Origin of the sequence: Roseateles sp. (genome assembly GCF_044373315.1) — a bacterium.
Lineage (GTDB): Bacteria > Pseudomonadota > Gammaproteobacteria > Burkholderiales > Burkholderiaceae_C > JACDQM01.
This window is the reverse complement of the sequence record NZ_JBILQK010000050.1, coordinates 14,062-29,127: the sequence shown is the minus strand read 5'-3', so window position 1 is coordinate 29,127 and position 15,066 is coordinate 14,062. Positions and strand designations below refer to the sequence as shown.

Annotated in this window: 11 protein-coding genes; 5 read left to right on the top strand and 6 right to left on the bottom strand. The window is 68.2% G+C overall.

Going from position 1 to position 15,066, the window contains the following annotated elements; all coding sequences use genetic code 11:
* Nucleotides 1-365 precede the first annotated feature (365 nt).
* Nucleotides 366-869 (top strand): Dps family protein, encoded by a 504-nt coding sequence (locus ACIQ67_RS12570; RefSeq protein WP_397534712.1) that lies wholly within the window; start codon nucleotides 366-368, stop codon nucleotides 867-869.
* 66 nt (nucleotides 870-935) lie between these two features.
* On the opposite strand, the gene ACIQ67_RS12565 is transcribed toward ACIQ67_RS12570, so the two are convergent.
* Nucleotides 936-2,750, bottom strand: coding sequence for a methyl-accepting chemotaxis protein (locus tag ACIQ67_RS12565; protein ID WP_397534711.1), 1,815 nt, complete (start codon nucleotides 2,748-2,750; stop codon nucleotides 936-938).
* A gap of 322 nt (nucleotides 2,751-3,072) precedes the next feature.
* Between ACIQ67_RS12565 and ACIQ67_RS12560 the strand changes: the two genes are divergently transcribed.
* Both ACIQ67_RS12560 and ACIQ67_RS12555 read left to right on the top strand, forming a co-directional pair.
* Entirely contained in the window at nucleotides 3,073-4,701 is a 1,629-nt protein-coding gene (locus ACIQ67_RS12560) for a peptide chain release factor 3 (protein ID WP_397534710.1), read from the top strand.
* Between the two features lie 104 nt (nucleotides 4,702-4,805).
* Entirely contained in the window at nucleotides 4,806-5,327 is a 522-nt protein-coding gene (locus ACIQ67_RS12555; RefSeq protein ID WP_397534709.1) for a GNAT family N-acetyltransferase, read from the top strand.
* An 83-nt stretch (nucleotides 5,328-5,410) separates the two neighbouring features.
* Here the strand turns inward: ACIQ67_RS12555 and ACIQ67_RS12550 are convergent, their stop codons facing one another.
* The 5 genes from ACIQ67_RS12550 to ACIQ67_RS12530 form a co-directional block, all read right to left on the bottom strand.
* Nucleotides 5,411-6,223 carry a hypothetical protein gene (locus ACIQ67_RS12550; RefSeq protein WP_397534708.1) on the bottom strand — a complete coding sequence of 271 codons (813 nt, stop codon included), beginning with the start codon at nucleotides 6,221-6,223 and terminating at the stop codon, nucleotides 5,411-5,413.
* A gap of 17 nt (nucleotides 6,224-6,240) precedes the next feature.
* Nucleotides 6,241-8,310: a hypothetical protein gene (locus tag ACIQ67_RS12545; protein WP_397534707.1), complete on the bottom strand. Its 2,070-nt coding sequence runs from the start codon at nucleotides 8,308-8,310 to the stop codon at nucleotides 6,241-6,243.
* A gap of 44 nt (nucleotides 8,311-8,354) precedes the next feature.
* Nucleotides 8,355-9,002, bottom strand: coding sequence for a PEP-CTERM sorting domain-containing protein (locus ACIQ67_RS12540; protein ID WP_397534706.1), 648 nt, complete (start codon nucleotides 9,000-9,002; stop codon nucleotides 8,355-8,357).
* A gap of 615 nt (nucleotides 9,003-9,617) precedes the next feature.
* Nucleotides 9,618-10,634, bottom strand: coding sequence for a caspase domain-containing protein (locus tag ACIQ67_RS12535; RefSeq protein WP_397534705.1), 1,017 nt, complete (start codon nucleotides 10,632-10,634; stop codon nucleotides 9,618-9,620).
* Nucleotides 10,634-13,654 carry a CHAT domain-containing protein gene (locus tag ACIQ67_RS12530; RefSeq protein WP_397534704.1) on the bottom strand — a complete coding sequence of 1,007 codons (3,021 nt, stop codon included), beginning with the start codon at nucleotides 13,652-13,654 and terminating at the stop codon, nucleotides 10,634-10,636. Before ACIQ67_RS12530 ends, ACIQ67_RS12535 begins: the two co-directional genes overlap by 1 nt.
* A gap of 133 nt (nucleotides 13,655-13,787) precedes the next feature.
* Here ACIQ67_RS12530 and ACIQ67_RS12525 point away from each other — a divergent pair, with 133 nt between their 5' ends.
* A complete protein-coding gene (locus ACIQ67_RS12525; protein WP_397534703.1) occupies nucleotides 13,788-14,423 on the top strand; it encodes an RNA polymerase sigma factor in 636 nt (211 codons plus the stop codon).
* A complete protein-coding gene (locus ACIQ67_RS12520; RefSeq protein ID WP_397534702.1) occupies nucleotides 14,420-15,055 on the top strand; it encodes a hypothetical protein in 636 nt (211 codons plus the stop codon). The genes ACIQ67_RS12525 and ACIQ67_RS12520 overlap by 4 nt, the downstream gene beginning before the upstream one ends.
* The last annotated feature ends 11 nt before the right edge of the window (nucleotides 15,056-15,066 follow it).

Sequence of the window (15,066 nt, the reverse complement as noted above, 5' to 3'; positions counted from 1 at the left end):
TCTACGACTGCCCGCTCGAAGGGGTGACACGGCTGTCCTGAGCCTGCTCTGGCAGCAGAGAGATTTTGGCTATCGCGGCGCTTTGATCATTCAAATGGACCTGCGCTGCACCACTCCCTAAAGTCCTCTCCTTGCCAGCAGCGCTGGCGCCCGTTTCGACAAGGAGGCTTCAATGACAACACGCAGAGCACGCCGGCTGCTGGGCCTGGCCCTGGTGGTGGCCGGCAGCGCGCTGAATGCGCAGCATCTGGTGGATTGGATGCGCCACACCAGCGTCTGAGGGCAGGCCTGCGTCCTGGCGGCGGCAGCACTTTGCTTTCAGTACAGTCGCTGCATCCGTACCCCGTCCGCAAGGAGCGATCAAGATGGCAAAGAAGACAAGCAGTGCCGGCCCGGCCGGCATCAACATCGGCATCAGCGACAAGGACCGCGCCGCCATCGCGGCCGGCTTGTCCAAGCTGCTGGCCGACACCTACACGCTCTATCTGACCACCCACAACTTCCACTGGAATGTGACGGGGCCGATGTTCAACACCCTGCACACCATGTTCATGGCGCAGTACACCGAGCTGTGGAACGCGGTCGACCCGATCGCCGAGCGCATCCGCTCGCTGGGCCATGTGGCACCAGGCTCCTACGCCCAGTTCGCCAAGCTCAGCTCGCTGACAGACGCACCCGCCACGCCGCCCAAGGCGCTGGAGATGGTGCGTATCCTGGTCGAGGGCCACGAGGCCGTGGCGCGCACCGCACGCAGCCTGTTCCCGCTGGTCGACAAGGCCAGCGACGAACCCAGCGCCGACCTGCTGACCCAGCGCCTGACCATCCACGAGCAGACCGCATGGATGCTGCGCAGCCTGCTTGAGGAGTAGTCAGGGCGGCGCTGCACGGGGCAGCGCCGCTGGGTGAGCAGCAGGCAAAACTGCAGCGGCCGCAGCTCAGCTGCGCAACCTGAAGGCCGCCACCGCGCTCGCCAGGCGCTGCGCCTGTTCCTTCAGCGACTCCGCGGCGGCGGCCGATTCTTCGACCAGCGCGGCGTTCTGCTGTGTCAGCTGATCGAGGTGATTCACGGCCGAACCCACCTCGGAGATGCTGCCGCTCTGCTCGCTGCTGGCCGCGGCGATCTCCTGCATGATGGTGGTCACCTGGCGCACCGAGCTGACGATGTCGTTCATCGTGCTGCCGGCTTCGTTCACCAGTCTTGTGCCGCCATCGACCTTTTCCACCGAGGCCGAGATGAGCGCCTTGATTTCCTTGGCAGCCTCGGCCGAGCGCTGCGCCAGGCTGCGCACCTCGCTGGCCACCACCGCGAATCCGCGGCCTTGCTCGCCCGCGCGCGCCGCCTCCACGGCGGCATTCAGCGCCAGGATATTGGTCTGGAAGGCAATGCCGTCGATCACGCCGATGATGTCGGCGATGCGGGACGAGCTGCTGCTGATGTCCTGCATGGTGTGAACCACGCGGCCCACCACCTCGCCGCCCCGCGCCGCCACCGCCGAGGTGGACATCACCAGCTGGTTGGCCTGGGCCGCGCGATCCGCGTTCTGCTGCACCGTGTCGGTGAGCTGTTCCATCGAGCTGGCAGTCTGCTCCAGGCTGCTGGCCGTCTGCTCGGTGCGCGAGGACAGGTCCTGGTTGCCGGTGGCAATCTCCTGCGAGGCCACGCGGACCGATTCGCTGGTGTCGCGGATCTCAGCCAGAACGCCAGCCAGCTTGTCGACAAAGCTGTTGAAGCCTCGGCCGATCTCCGCCAGCTCGTCCTCGCCGCGTTCGTCAATGCGGCGGGTCAGATCGCCGCCGCCCGAGCCGATGTCCTGCATCGCGTCGCGGAGCTGCGCCAGGCGCTTCAGGCGCTGCGCCACCAGGCTGCCGATCACGCCGGCCGAGATCAGCAGCACCAGCACCGTGGCCACCAGCGAGGTCAGCGCCAGCCGCGTCAGGCTGCCCAGCGCTTCAGAGCTGTCCAGCGCAATCACCAGCACCCAGTCCGTGCCCTTCACCTTGCTCGCCTGCAGCAGGCGCGGCGATCCTTCAATGTCCATCGCCTGCAACTCGGTCTGACCGGACAGTGCATTGAGCACGCTGGCGCTCAAGCCTGCGGCCAGCTCAGTCGCGGCCTGGCCGCCCCGCTTCGGGTCGGGGTGCGCCACGAACTTGCCCGCCTTGTCGACCAGGAAGGCATAGCTGCCCGGGGTGGGCTGGATGGACTTGACGACGGCCACCACATTGTCGAGATAGACATCGCCGGCGGTCACTGCCGCCACCGTGCCGCCTGACTTGGCGGCCACCGCGAAAGTCACCACCATACGGTTGGTGGCGGCATCCTTGTATGGGGCCGTCAGCACCGGCCCGCTGGCCTGTGCGGCCTGCTGGTACCAGGGACGCCCTGTCGGGTCGTAGTCCTTGGGCAGATCAGCCTGTGGCGTGTTGAAGACGATGCGCTTGTCTGCATAGCCGATGTAGCTGGTGTCGAATCCGCCCGAATCCTTGGCCTGCACCAGGAACTTCACCGGGTCGGCCTCGGCGACAGCCGGCAGCGTGGACTGCACCACGGCCGCCTTGCTGGCCACCCAGTCGGCAATGGTGCCGGCTTGGCTCTGGCCGAGGGCACGCGTGTCGTCCCGCAAGGTGTTCAGCACATGACCGCGCGCGGTCTGGTAGTTGGCCGCAGCGAGCGCCAGCATGCCGAGCGTCATCGCCACCACCGAGATCACCACCACCTGCACGCGCAGGGACTTCAGCTGTCGAAACATGAGCACGCTCCTGCCACTTTGGGCAAAGCTGGTCGGCACGCCCCGTGTCAGGGCACCAGACCAGCGGCGCCCAGGGGATCATCTGCCTCCCTCACGTCAGAGCCGCGCCGCATCCCGCAGGCGCGCTCTCTCCAAAAACTCATCTTGGTTTCGTCAGCCGACTCTAATGCCTAGAGAGAGGCATCGTCCAGCGGGCGATCGCCCGAAAAGCGCCCGCCCAGCCACACTGCTCCACTGAGTTCGGGTGGTGTCGCCCGCATGCAGCACCCGGCGCGCAGTGGCCTGGGCCGATAATCGCCGGTTCGCTCCACGCCTGCCCGCCATGTCCACCGAAACCTCGACCCGCATCGACAGCGAAGTCCGCCGCCGCCGCACCTTCGCCATCATTTCCCACCCTGACGCGGGCAAGACCACGCTGACCGAGAAGCTGCTGCTGTTCTCGGGTGCGATCCAGATCGCCGGCTCGGTGAAGGCGCGCAAGGCCTCGCGGCATGCCACCTCGGACTGGATGGAGATCGAAAAGCAGCGTGGTATCTCGGTGGCCTCCTCAGTGATGCAGATGGAATACCGCGACTGCGTGATCAATCTGCTCGACACCCCGGGCCACCAGGACTTCTCCGAAGACACCTACCGCGTGCTGACGGCGGTGGACGCGGCGCTGATGGTGATCGACGCGGCCAACGGCGTGGAGCCGCAGACGCGGCGCCTGCTGCAGGTCTGCCGCGCGCGAAACACGCCCATCCTGACCTTCGTGAACAAGATGGACCGCGAGGTGCAGGAGCCGCTGGCGCTGATGGACGAGATCGAGCGAGAGCTGGGCATGACCGTCGTGCCCTTCACCTGGCCGGTGGGCATGGGCAAGCAGTTCCATGGCGTGATGGACCTGCGCCAGCAGCGCATGCGCGTGTTCGCGCCGGGCGAAGACCGCGTGGCCGGCACCGAGGAAGTGCTGGACGGCCTGGACAACCCGGCCTATGCCCAGCGCTTCGGCATGCAGTATGACAACGCGCAGGGCGAGATCGAGCTGGTGCGCGAGGCCGCGCCTGAATTCAATCTGGATGAGTTCCTCTCGGGCAAGCAGACGCCGATGTTCTTCGGCTCGGCCGTCAACAACTTCGGCGTGCAGGAGATCCTGGACGCGCTGGTGGAGCTGGCCCCGGCGCCGGCCGAGCGCGCCGCGATGCAGCGCGTGGTCAAGCCCGAAGAGCCCAAGTTCAGCGGCGTGGTGTTCAAGATCCAGGCCAATATGGACCCGGCGCACCGCGACCGCATCGCCTTCCTGCGCGTGGCCTCGGGCCACTTCGAACGCGGCATGCGGCTGAAGGTGGTGCGCAGCGGCAAGGAACTGCGGCCCAACACGGTGGTGAGCTTCCTCAGCCAGCGCCGCGAGTTGCTGGACGAAGCATTTGCCGGCGACATCATCGGCATCCCCAACCATGGCGTGCTGCAGCTGGGCGACACCATCACCGAAGGCGAGGCGCTGCAGTTCACCGGACTGCCCTTCTTCGCGCCGGAAATGTTCCGCTCGGTGGAAGTGGCCGATCCGCTGAAGACCAAGCAGCTCAAGGCCGGCCTGCAGCAGCTTGGCGAAGAAGGCGCGATCCAGGTATTCCGCCCGGTGGCCGGCAGCGTGCTGCTGCTGGGTGCGGTGGGCCAGCTGCAGTTCGAGGTGGTGGCGCACCGCCTGGAGCATGAATACGGCGTCAAGGCCCGCATCATGCCCAGCCGCTTCCAGGTGGCGCGCTGGGTGACCTGCGACGACGACAAGGAGCTCAAGCGCTTCATCGACGCCAACGACCACCGCATGGCGTACGACGCGGTGGACGCACCGACCGTGCTGGTGGAATACGCGCCCGAGCTGCGAGCGATCGAGGCCAACTGGCCCAAGATCAGGTTCCACGCCCTGCGCGAGCACGCCGGCCTCGTCTTCCAGAACAGGCTGGATGGCTAATTTCCAGCTTTGCAGAGGTGGCACTGCGTTGACACCGCGGCCAGGAAGCGCATAACACTCGGCCCAGGGCCGAGTCCGTTCGACGACCATGGATCGCCCCGACGATGACCGTCCTGACCACCGCCCGCCTGCGCCTCGAGCCCGTCAGCGACGAGCACCTCGAAGGGCTCTACGCACTCAACAGCCAGCCCGAGGTGATGCGCTATATCTCCGGCAAGCCCGAGACCCGCGAAGAAACGGTGGCGATGATCGAGCGCATCAAGCAACGCTGGAACGCACTGGGCTACTCCTGGTGGGCCTTTGTCGAGATTCAAAGCGGTGAGGTGATCGGCATGGGCTGCGTGCAACACCTGGCACGAGACCCGGCCAACCCGCTGGAACTCGGCTGGCGCCTGCGGCCGGAGTACTGGCACCAGGGCTATGCCTCTGAAGCCGCCCAGTGCATGGCGGCCTTCGCCTTCGACCAGCTCGCGGCGCCGATGCTCTGCGCCGTGTGCCATGTCGAGAACCTGCCCTCGGCCAAGGTGATGGAGCGGCTCGGCATGCGCTTCAGGGGCGTGGAGCGCTGGTACGAGTTGGAGTGCAAGACCTACCAGATGGACCGGGCGGCCTGGCTGGCCCGATAGCGGCGCGGCTGGCGCTTGACTGGCTTGGTATTCACAACCAGCTGGATGGTTTAGGTCGAACCGCGCCAGGCCCCCCGCAAACCTCAGCCGCCGCTGCGCAACAGCTGGTAGTCCCGCAGCGCGCGCTTGAGCGCGTCCTGCCGCGCCCCCGGCTGCAGCTGGCCGGCAAGCTGCTCGAAGCGGGCCACATTGCCGGCATTCAGAAAGGGGCCGATGTTCTCGGCCACCGACTGCGCCGCCTGCCAGCCGCCGGTGTGCACCAGCTGCAGGAACATCTCGTCATAGCCAGCGGTCAGGCCGAGCTGCTGCCATTGCTGCAGCACCGGATAGGCCTGGCGCAGCAGCACGGTGTCGTAGCTTTCGCGCAAGGCCGCGACGGTGGCGGCCACGGTTTCGGCCGCGGGCGGCAGACGGGCTGCCAACGCCAGCGCCGCCGCCTGCACATGCCCGTCGGGAAAGCCGATCAGCTCGCGCGCCCAGTCCGCCTGCTCGGCAGCGCTGCCGGTCTCGCCCAGTCGCTTGAGCTGCTCGACGATGGCGCGTGAATCGGCGAAATGCTCGTCCAGGCCCTCGGGGCCGGCCAGCTGGCAATTGCCCTGGAAATAGCAAGTCTTCAGTCCGCGCAGGGCCTGCGCGGGATGGGGCTGAGCCAGCGCCTGCCGGCCGGCTGACAGGAAGCCGCTGGCGCTAGGCTCGCTGGCAGCTGCCACTGGCGCGCTCGCCGGCCCGGAGGCGGCCGCGAGCCCGGGGGCCGACGCTGGCAGCGCCACCGCAGCCGGCGCGGCCGCATCGGCCGCAGGAGCATCGCGCATCCACCACAGCCATGCCAGCGCGCCGGCCGCCAGCAACAGCAGCGCGGCGGCACGCCAGTTCGCGGGCCGGTTTCGCTCAGCCACCGATGGCTCCGCTCATCTCAGGGCTGCTGCGCCAGGAACACTGTGGCCGGCCAGCGGTTGCTGCGGCAGAAGCCCGCATTGCCCTGGCTGGCCAGGCAGGCGCTGACCATCGCCGAGCTGAAGGGCCCGTAGACATCGGTCTGCAGCACGCCATCGCGGCTGACGTTCTCGACGCAGTGGAAGCGATGCGCGGATGAACGCGCCGCGCCGCGTGGGCAATCGCCGTTGCCCACGGCCTGCGCTGCGACGGCCTTGCTCCAGATCGGCAGCGTCAGCGCCACGCCGTCGACCACGGTGGCGCGGTTGGCGGTGCACACGGCACCAGCGCCGCTGTCCAGGCAGGCCTGCACGGCAGCCGCGGTGAAGGGGCCGTAGACCGAGCTGGCGCTCATGCACTGGCGGCTGTGGATGTCGTAGCGGGTGCCGTTCGGGCAATGGGCGTGCTTCTGCGCGGAAGGGGCCGCAGCCGGCAGCACCCAGTTGGCGAGCGTGGAGCTCGGGTAGAGATTGCCGCCGAAGATCCAGCCCTCACGCGTCACGCCGTCGCTGTGCGTGTACTCGATGCGGTAGTAGAGGTTGTTGGCGGACGCGGTGCCGAACAGCTCCTTGATCTGCACCACGCGGCCGGCAGGAATCGTCACCAGCAGCGCGCCGCCCGGCGTGGCGCGCATGTTCAGGTTGGGCACCACGCTGACCCAGTCGCCCGGATAGGGCAGCGCGCCCGCACCGGACGGCGCTGCGGCCGTTGCCAGCGAGGCGTGCGTGGCGGCCGCGCCGGCGTCGATCCAGCCGTCGGTCAGCACGCCGTTGAGCGTCGCACGGATGCGATAGAAGCGCTGCTTGGCGGCCACACCACTGACGGCAAAGTCCAGCACCTGGTAAGTGCCGGCCGGGGCCTGGCCCAGCACCATGCCGTCGATGGACGAGCGCAGCGCCAGAGGCGCCAGCGTGGTGATCGCGCTGCCCAGTGACTGCAGCCCCGGCACGAAGGCGCGGCAGATCTGGTGGCGGTTGTGATCGACCCGCATGCGGCCCGTCACCTGCACCGCGTAGATGGTGGCAATCACCCTCTCGTCGAAGCTGCTGCGGCCGCCCAGGCAGCTGGCATCACCGACGGTGTCCACGCACTCCAGCGTCTCGCCCACCAGCACGCAGGCCGAGTTGCCGAGCTTCATCAAGCGGTTCGGACCGAGCGGCGCGCCCACCGGCTGCGGGCACTGCGCACCGTTGTCCATCAGACAGGCCACGTCGATGCTGGCCGGCTTGTTGAGGTCGGCCACATCGGTCAGCCAGCGCCGCAAGTCGTAGTTGTCGCGGTAGCCGTTGTCCTTGGCGACGTTGGCATCCGCCGTGTTCTGCCAGCGGCATACCCGGGTCGGGCCGCCGTTGTAGGCCGACCAGGCCGAGCGCGCGCGGCTGCGCCAGTACTCGTCATCGCCGGATATGGCGCCGCCCAGGCAGCTCGCCGGGGCCTTCTGCCAGGCGTCGTAGTAGATGTCGATCGCATAGCTGAAGTTCTGCATCATGTTCCAGCCCTTGCCTTCTTGCAGGGGCAGGAAGTGATAGCGGTCGTCCACTTGCATCATGCCGTGGCCATGGCCGTTATCGCCACGGATCATCTTCAGCAGGAAGGGCTGCCCGGTGGCGGTCTGCGCGTCGCGGTAGTGCGACCAGAAGCTTTCCTGGCGCAGCAGCGCGAACACGCCGCGCTGGAAGGCCTGCAACTCGCGCTCCTGCACGCCGGGCTTGCGCGCATTCAGGTAGCGCTGGCTGGCATCGCGGATGACCGGATACATCTCCTGCATATAGCGCTTGCGCTCGGCCACGCTGATCGGGTCAGAGCCATTGGCGGTGTTGTAAGCCGCGTCGTTGAAGACAGTGCCGCCGTAATTGCCGCGCACGAAGCTGTCGGGGCCGAAGGTTGCGACGTCGCAGCCGGACGGGATGCGGCCATGCACAAAGGTGCCGCCGACGCGGTTGGCGCATTCCCAGAAGTCGGGTGTGGCGTTGTAGGCCGCATGGCTGCTGCCCAGCCCGCCCAGGCCCAGGGCGAGCACGCCCAGAAGTCGGATCGCGAGTGTCTTCATTGGATCAATCTCCCCTCGGTGTGCAACGGGTCCGGCCGCGGCGCTCAGGCCTGGCGGGAACGACGACTCAGGCCGATCACGCCCAGCAGCGCAGCCAGCGCCAGCGGCAGCGTGGCCGGCTCCGGCACGCTGGCCTCGACATCGCCAACCCGCACCGCCCAGGCGCGCGCCAGGGTGTCCTGCGCCAGCTCCTCCTGATCGCCGATGCCCATGAAGAAGGCTAGCGACCAACCGTCCTGCGATTCGGTGCCGGTCCAGAAGGCCGGGCCGATGGGGTCATGGGCATCCAGCAGCCCGCTGAAGGGGCCGGTGTTCGCGAGGCTCCAGGCCGCGTTGCCCAGGCTGCTGTAAAACAGATGGCCCAGCTCGGCATTCAGGCCGCTGCCGTTGAAGCCCACGTCGGTGCTGCCGTCCTCCGAGTAGTCGAGCTGCAGGGCCAGTCCGTTGACCGGGCTCACACCCGGCAGGCGCCAGTCGTCGAAGCCGCCCTGCACCAGGCCCTCGGCCCAGGCCTTGGCGTCGCCGTAGCTGCGCGGACCGCCGGCGCTGGCATCGACCAGCCAGGTGAGATTGCTCTGCGTGTCGTAGACCATGGTGCCGCCGCCGCGCAGCAGCAGGGCCGCGTGCGACGCGGAGCTCAATGACAGCAGGCCCATCAAGGCCATGCAGGCCAGCGATTTCTTCATGTTCATGGTCCAGGATTTCCGAGTTTGAACACAGGCGCAGCGCGCAGCGCGGCGGGACTGGCGCATCAAGGCATCCACGTCAGCATCGGGTTAGTCCGGCTGTGCGGTTCCAATTCGACAGCAGCGCATAACTAGCTGGAATAGCGTGTGGAATAACCGGGCCCGCTGCGGCAACTGGCGCAGCAGCGCTGGCGGAGCTGCCTTCTTGGCGGTGCCAGGTGGCAGCGGCTTGCCGCGCGCCACGTTCTTGCGGATGGCTGGCGGCACGGGTTTGTAGCCGGTGTACCCGTCCTGAACCGTCAGACTGCGAGCCTGCTCGAAGCGGATCCCCATCAAGAGCTAAGACTCATCAGAACCGCCCCTGTCCTAATCGCGGTGCTCGCCCTTGTCTTCAGGCGGTTGGGCCTGGCCCAGACCTGGGAGGCTGCCCAGACCAAGGCCAGCGCACAACAACGGCATGGCGCGCAGAAGCAGCTTCCGACGCACTGCTTTCATCGACATCTCCTGGGTCTAGCGCCTTTCCCATGAGCAGCAGCATGCGCGCGCGTTGGATAGGCCCGACGCCGTAAGTTACCTGCGAATCTCAAGTGGTGAGCCTTGCGGCGCCCTACGCAGCGACGTTCAGCTGGGCGATGCAGAGCGCCTGAAGGGCTGTGTCCCCTCGAGCTCGCCAACGAACTGCGGCGTCGGGAACGGGCGTTCACGGTACCCTTGTTCGATGCGCCGCGCCAGCTCGCCCAGGCCGCCGGTCCAGTCGCGTGCAGCCACAGCAAGCTGGTAGGTGAAAAGGCCGTAGCGCCGCTGCTGCGCCGGGTCCTGTGGGTCTGGCAGCAGCACCTCGAACGTGCCCTCGCCCTCCTGCGAGGAGAAAAAGCCGATATAGCGGCCCGGCGCAGGGGCACCGACCTTGCGCGGCACTGCCGCGGCCCCGCTCCGCAGTCCTGGCAGCTGGCGGCGAAGGCTATTGCGCCAACGCTCTGACCATAACGACATCGGAATGTGCAGCGCCTCAGGGCCCAGGAAGCGCCACGCTGCAGCGCCGCCGGGGCCGCGCAGCATGTCGGCAGCATGGCAGGTGTCGAACACCGCCCAAACATGGGCACCGCGAGCCTGGATGCGCCGCAGGGCCGCGCCCAACTCCTTGTCGCGCAGCGCACCACGCACCTCCTGTCGCTGTGCGTCCCAGTGCTGGGTGTCACGCGGCAGGAAGACCTCGTCCAGGCCATCGCCCTCGACACGCTCGCCAGGCGAGGCAGGCCGCTGCGGCACCTGGGCGCCATGGCCGGAGAAATAGACCAGCACCCAGTCCCCGGGCTGGCTCTGGTTGGCCAGTCGCGCGAGACTGCGCAGGATGTTTGTTCGGGTCGGCAGGCCGCCGCCACGCTCCGCGAGCACGGTAAGTTGGTCCTCGGCCAGACCCATGCCCGCCAAGGTCTGCTGCATCAGCCGCACATCGTTGGCTGGGCCCTCCAGGCTGCGGCCAGGCAGACCCGGATAGGCGCTGACGCCCACCAGCAGCGCATGATCGGCGGCAGCGGCAAGCGGACAGAGGCCAAGATTTAGGCACAGCGCGAGGGCAAGTGCTGCGCCAGCGCCGGGTCGCCGCCGCTGCGAGGCTGCCTGCCTGCGTGCCTGCATCACTGGCCAACCAGCACAAAGGCCGCCCAGATGCGCGGGTCGCGCAGACGGGCATTGGCATGCGAGGCGAAGGCGCGCTTGGCCTGCACCAGGGCCTGCACATGTCCGGTGCCGCGGCGCACGCGAGCGAGGAAGTCGAGCACGAACTCCGCCGCCAACCCGTCGCTGATCGGCCAGAGCGTGGCCAGCAGATCGCGGTTGCCCGCCACATTCAGGGCATAGGCAAATCCAACCAGGCCTTCGCCGGCCACCAGCTGCCCCTGCCCGGTATCGCATCCCGAGAGGATGACCAACTGGCTGCGCAGTGGAAGGGCCACCCAATCAGCCAGGCCGACCACACCATCGCGGGTCGCATCGGAACCATCGGCGGCCAGTATCAGTCCCTGGGCCTCAGGCCGACCGGGCTCGAACCGGCCATGAGCCGCAATCAGCAGCCGGCGGTAGCCTGCCAGCTCGCCGCTGGCGGCCAGGCTGCGCAGCGCGGTTTCGCTGGCGGCGGCGCCGGTAATGGCCCGCCCCCCCTGGTCTGAAAACAGCTTTGCCGCGGCCAGGGCCTCACGCTGAGCATGCGGCAAGGCTGGCCAGACTTGGCCCTGGGCCAGACCTCCGTCGGAGGCGGCCAGTGCCAGCAGGCCCTTGGCGCGCGGCTGTGGAGCAACCTCGCGCGCCAGCTTGAAAACCGACAACGACGGAGTCAGGCTGACGGCAAAGCGCTGCAGCGCCGGCCGCCCTTGCAGCTGCAGGATGTCCCAGGGCAACAGCGCCAGCACGCCATCAGGCGAGAGCAAGAGTTGCTCGGTGCCGACCAACGCATGATGCAGAGGCGCCAGCAATCGGCCACCCAGCTGTTGGGTCAAGACCTCCGCGTCGACCTGCCGTCGGCCGGTCGCGGTGGTCTGGGCCCGCAAAGCCTCGACCTGAGCCGCCAGATCGGGCAAGACACCCAGCTCGAACCATTGCGGGGCGCCCCGCCGCGTGCGCAGCAGCGCATACCAGGACTGGTCCCGCCCCTTCAGAAAGTGCAACAAGGCAGTCTTCTCACCCAGCAGGGCCAGATCCTGTGCCCCGGCTGGCTCGACATCAAGCAGGCGGGCAAAGCGTGGATCGTATTGCTTCGCCTGGGCAATCAGGCTCTCGATCTCGGCGTGAGTGCGCTGCAGCAAGCCACGCAGCGGCTCGCGCTCGCTGGAACGCGCCGCCACGCCGATACGGCCCTCCAGCGAAGCGCTCTGGGCCACCAGCCGTTGCAGGCGCTGAGCCATACCGTCGGGCAACCGCGTGCCGTCCAATGCGCGTTGGCGCGCCAGTTGCTCCAGCAGGATGCGCGCCTTGTACGACTCCGCCGCCGTGAAGGCCTCCTCCAGCCGGCCGGCCCGCGCCAGCAACACAATGCGCTCGACGATGGCGGCCTGAAGCGGCTCCAGCGCCTGACGCTGCGCTGCGGCACCCAGCGGCGCCAGAGAACGGCGCAGCGCATCGACCCGTGGCACCAAGGCGTCGAGCAGCGGCAGCGCCTCCTGAGGGCGCTGCAAACGCACCAGGAGCTCGGCGACGAGTGCCTGCGCGTGCAAGGCATCCACATGGCCCACACCGAGCAGCCTGTCACGGGTTTCGCTGACGGCCTGCGCCAGCGGCAGAGCCGCCTGCGCCTCGCCCTGTCGTCCCATCAAATGGGCCTGCAGATGCCGAGCCGTCAGACTCTGCGGGTGCTCGGGGCCTCGCACCGCCACCAAGGCCTGCGCCACGGAACCCACATCAGCCGCGGGCACTTCCAGGCCCGCCCGGTTACGAGCCGACAACGCATTCAATACAGCAGTTAGGTGGCGCGGATGCCTGACACCGTCGATGCTCTCGCTCAGTGCAAGGCCCCGCTCAAACTCCTCCAGCGCGGCGCCGACATCTCCGGCCAGCTGCAGGCCAGCAGCCCGTGCCAGCAAGAACGTGACGTAGTCGGGGTGGCGGTCGCCGCTGACCTTCAGCTGGTCGTTCATGACGCGGGTCGAAACATCCACGCTTTGCCGGTGCAGCCCGGCGGCGCGCAATGCCAGTGCCTGATAGTGGCCGGCATGCAGGGTCGTAAGATGGCCATCGCCATAACGTTGCCGCGCGCCGGCCGCCACTTGCTCCAACTCGGCATTGGCCTCGGCGATGCGGCCCATCTGCAATAGCACCACGCCCATGCGGGTGCGGGACTGCAGCGTCTGCAGATGCTCAGCACCCAGCATCTCGGTGCGCAGCTTGATCACCTCTTCAAACTGGGCCAGTGCCTCGTCCATGCGGCCCAGCTGGTCGAGCAAAACGCCTCGCGTGCTCAGCGACGACATCACGTCCATCGCGCGCAGACCCAAACGGGCTCGCTGAGCCGGAATCACCGCATCGACAGTCGCCAAGGCCTCGTCAAAGCGGCCGAGATTCTGCAGCAGCACCGCCTTGCCGGTCTGCGCATTGAAGATGTTCTCGGCATGGCGCTCGGTATCAAGGGCCCAGATGCTGATCGCGCGGTCCAGCAGCGGCAGCGCCGCGGGGGCGCGGCCCAGCATGTTCGCGATCAGCGCCTGGCTACGCAGCAGGGCGGCCAATCCAGGCGCGCCAGGATTGCCCAGTGCCTCGTAGCGCATCACCGCCTCAGCGGCCAGGGGCTCACACTGCTTGGCCAAGCCGGCCGCAGGGCAATGATCGATGTATGCGTTCAACGCATCAAGGGTGCGTGCGTCACCGGGTCCGAACAGCGTCTCCCGCAACCGCCAAGCGCGCTCCGCGCTCTGGGCCGCCAGCTTGGGGTTGCCGCCGCGGTTCTGTACTTCGGTCAGCATCAGCAACAGTTCGGCGGCCTGCGCCGAGGCCGGATCAGCCAGCCGCGCCAACGCGTCCTGCAGCAAAGCCGCCGCATCCCCGTGCTTGGCTTGCCCCTGCAGCACGCTGACCTGCTCGCGCAGGGCCGGCAGATCCGACGCAGATGCTGCAGCACCGATGGAGGCCGCCAGCAGGCAAGCCACTCCCCCCAACTTCCAACCCCTCATGCCCGGCCTTTTGTTCTCATCATTGGTCTTGCAGTGATCTTCCCATGGCCCATGCCCCCGGCCCATCCGGGTCTTGCCTGACAATCCCGGCGCTCGGCGACTCTTCCCCGCACAGTCCGACCTCGCAAGCCCCATGACCCGATCTCTGTTCGATGCTCAAGCTTTCCTGGATGCACTGCGCCTGGGCGGGCCGGCGGCCGAGCGGGCCACCGTGCAGATGGTCCGACACTACCGGCCCTTGCTGCGCGCCCAGCTCTTCCATGCCGGCGTGCAGGCCGACGACATCGAGGACCTGCTCAACGAGATCCTGTTCAAGCTCGTCATGCATGCCGGCGATGTGCGCGCACCCGAGGCCTTCCACAGCTGGGCACGCACCGTGGCCCGCAACGAGACCAGCGCCCACTGGCGGCGCCTGGCCCGCCAGCCGGCCAGCCCGCCGGCCGCGGCGGACGACATGGATCCCGGCCTGGACTGGCTGGCGCAACTGCCTGACCCGGCCAGCTCCGACCCGCTGCTGAGTCGCTGCCTGCACGGGCAGCTGGGCCGCTTCAAGGACGAGCAGCCGCGGCGCTACCACTGCATCGAGTTGATCACCCTGGGCCATGACGCGCGCGAGATCGCCGAGCTGATCGGTCGCAGCTATGGCGCCACGCGGCAGTTCATGAGCGAGTGCTGTGCCGCGCTGCTCGGCTACTTCAAGCCCTGCCTGGACGATGGCCTCGAGCCCATGCGACGGGGTGCGGCCAAGCTGAAGAGGAGCGAGCCATGACTGAGTTCGATGCCGAGCCCTGTCTGGATGCGCTGCGAGGCGCAGCGGACGGCGCGAATGCGCCCGATGCCAGCGCCCGCGCCGGCGCCTGGATGCGCCGACTGATGCTGGAGCAGCTGCAGCCGACAGCGGCCGACACCGCCGCCGAACAGGCCCTGCTGGCCCGGCTGCGCGAGGCCGGCGCCTTCGCCGGACGCCACCGGGCCACGCCCTGGTGGCGCCGTGCCGTCGACGTCTTGGGCGGCAGCGACCGGCGCTGGTGGGCCGTGCCAGGTCTTGCGCTGGTGGCCCTGGTGGCGGTGCGGCAGCTTCCCGATCCAGCCCCCGAACCGGCCGAGGGCGATGTCATGCGAGGGGCCGAGGCGCCGCAGCGCATCGTCAGCGAGCGTCCGGAGTTGCTTGCCGCCGAGCTGCAGGCCCTGCTGCAGAACCACGGCGTGACGGCGCGGCTGAGCGCGCAGCCTGCGGGCGTGCTGCAGTTGCAGGCGCGTCTGCCAAGCGAGCCAGCAGAGCGTGCCGCTGCGCTGGCGCAGGCGCTGCGGCAGCGCGGCGTCGAGGCGCCGGCCCACGGCCGCCTCTTTGTGCTGATCGTGCCCGGCACTCCGGGTAAGCCCCAGGGCGGCGGCGGCTGACAAGTTCCGCG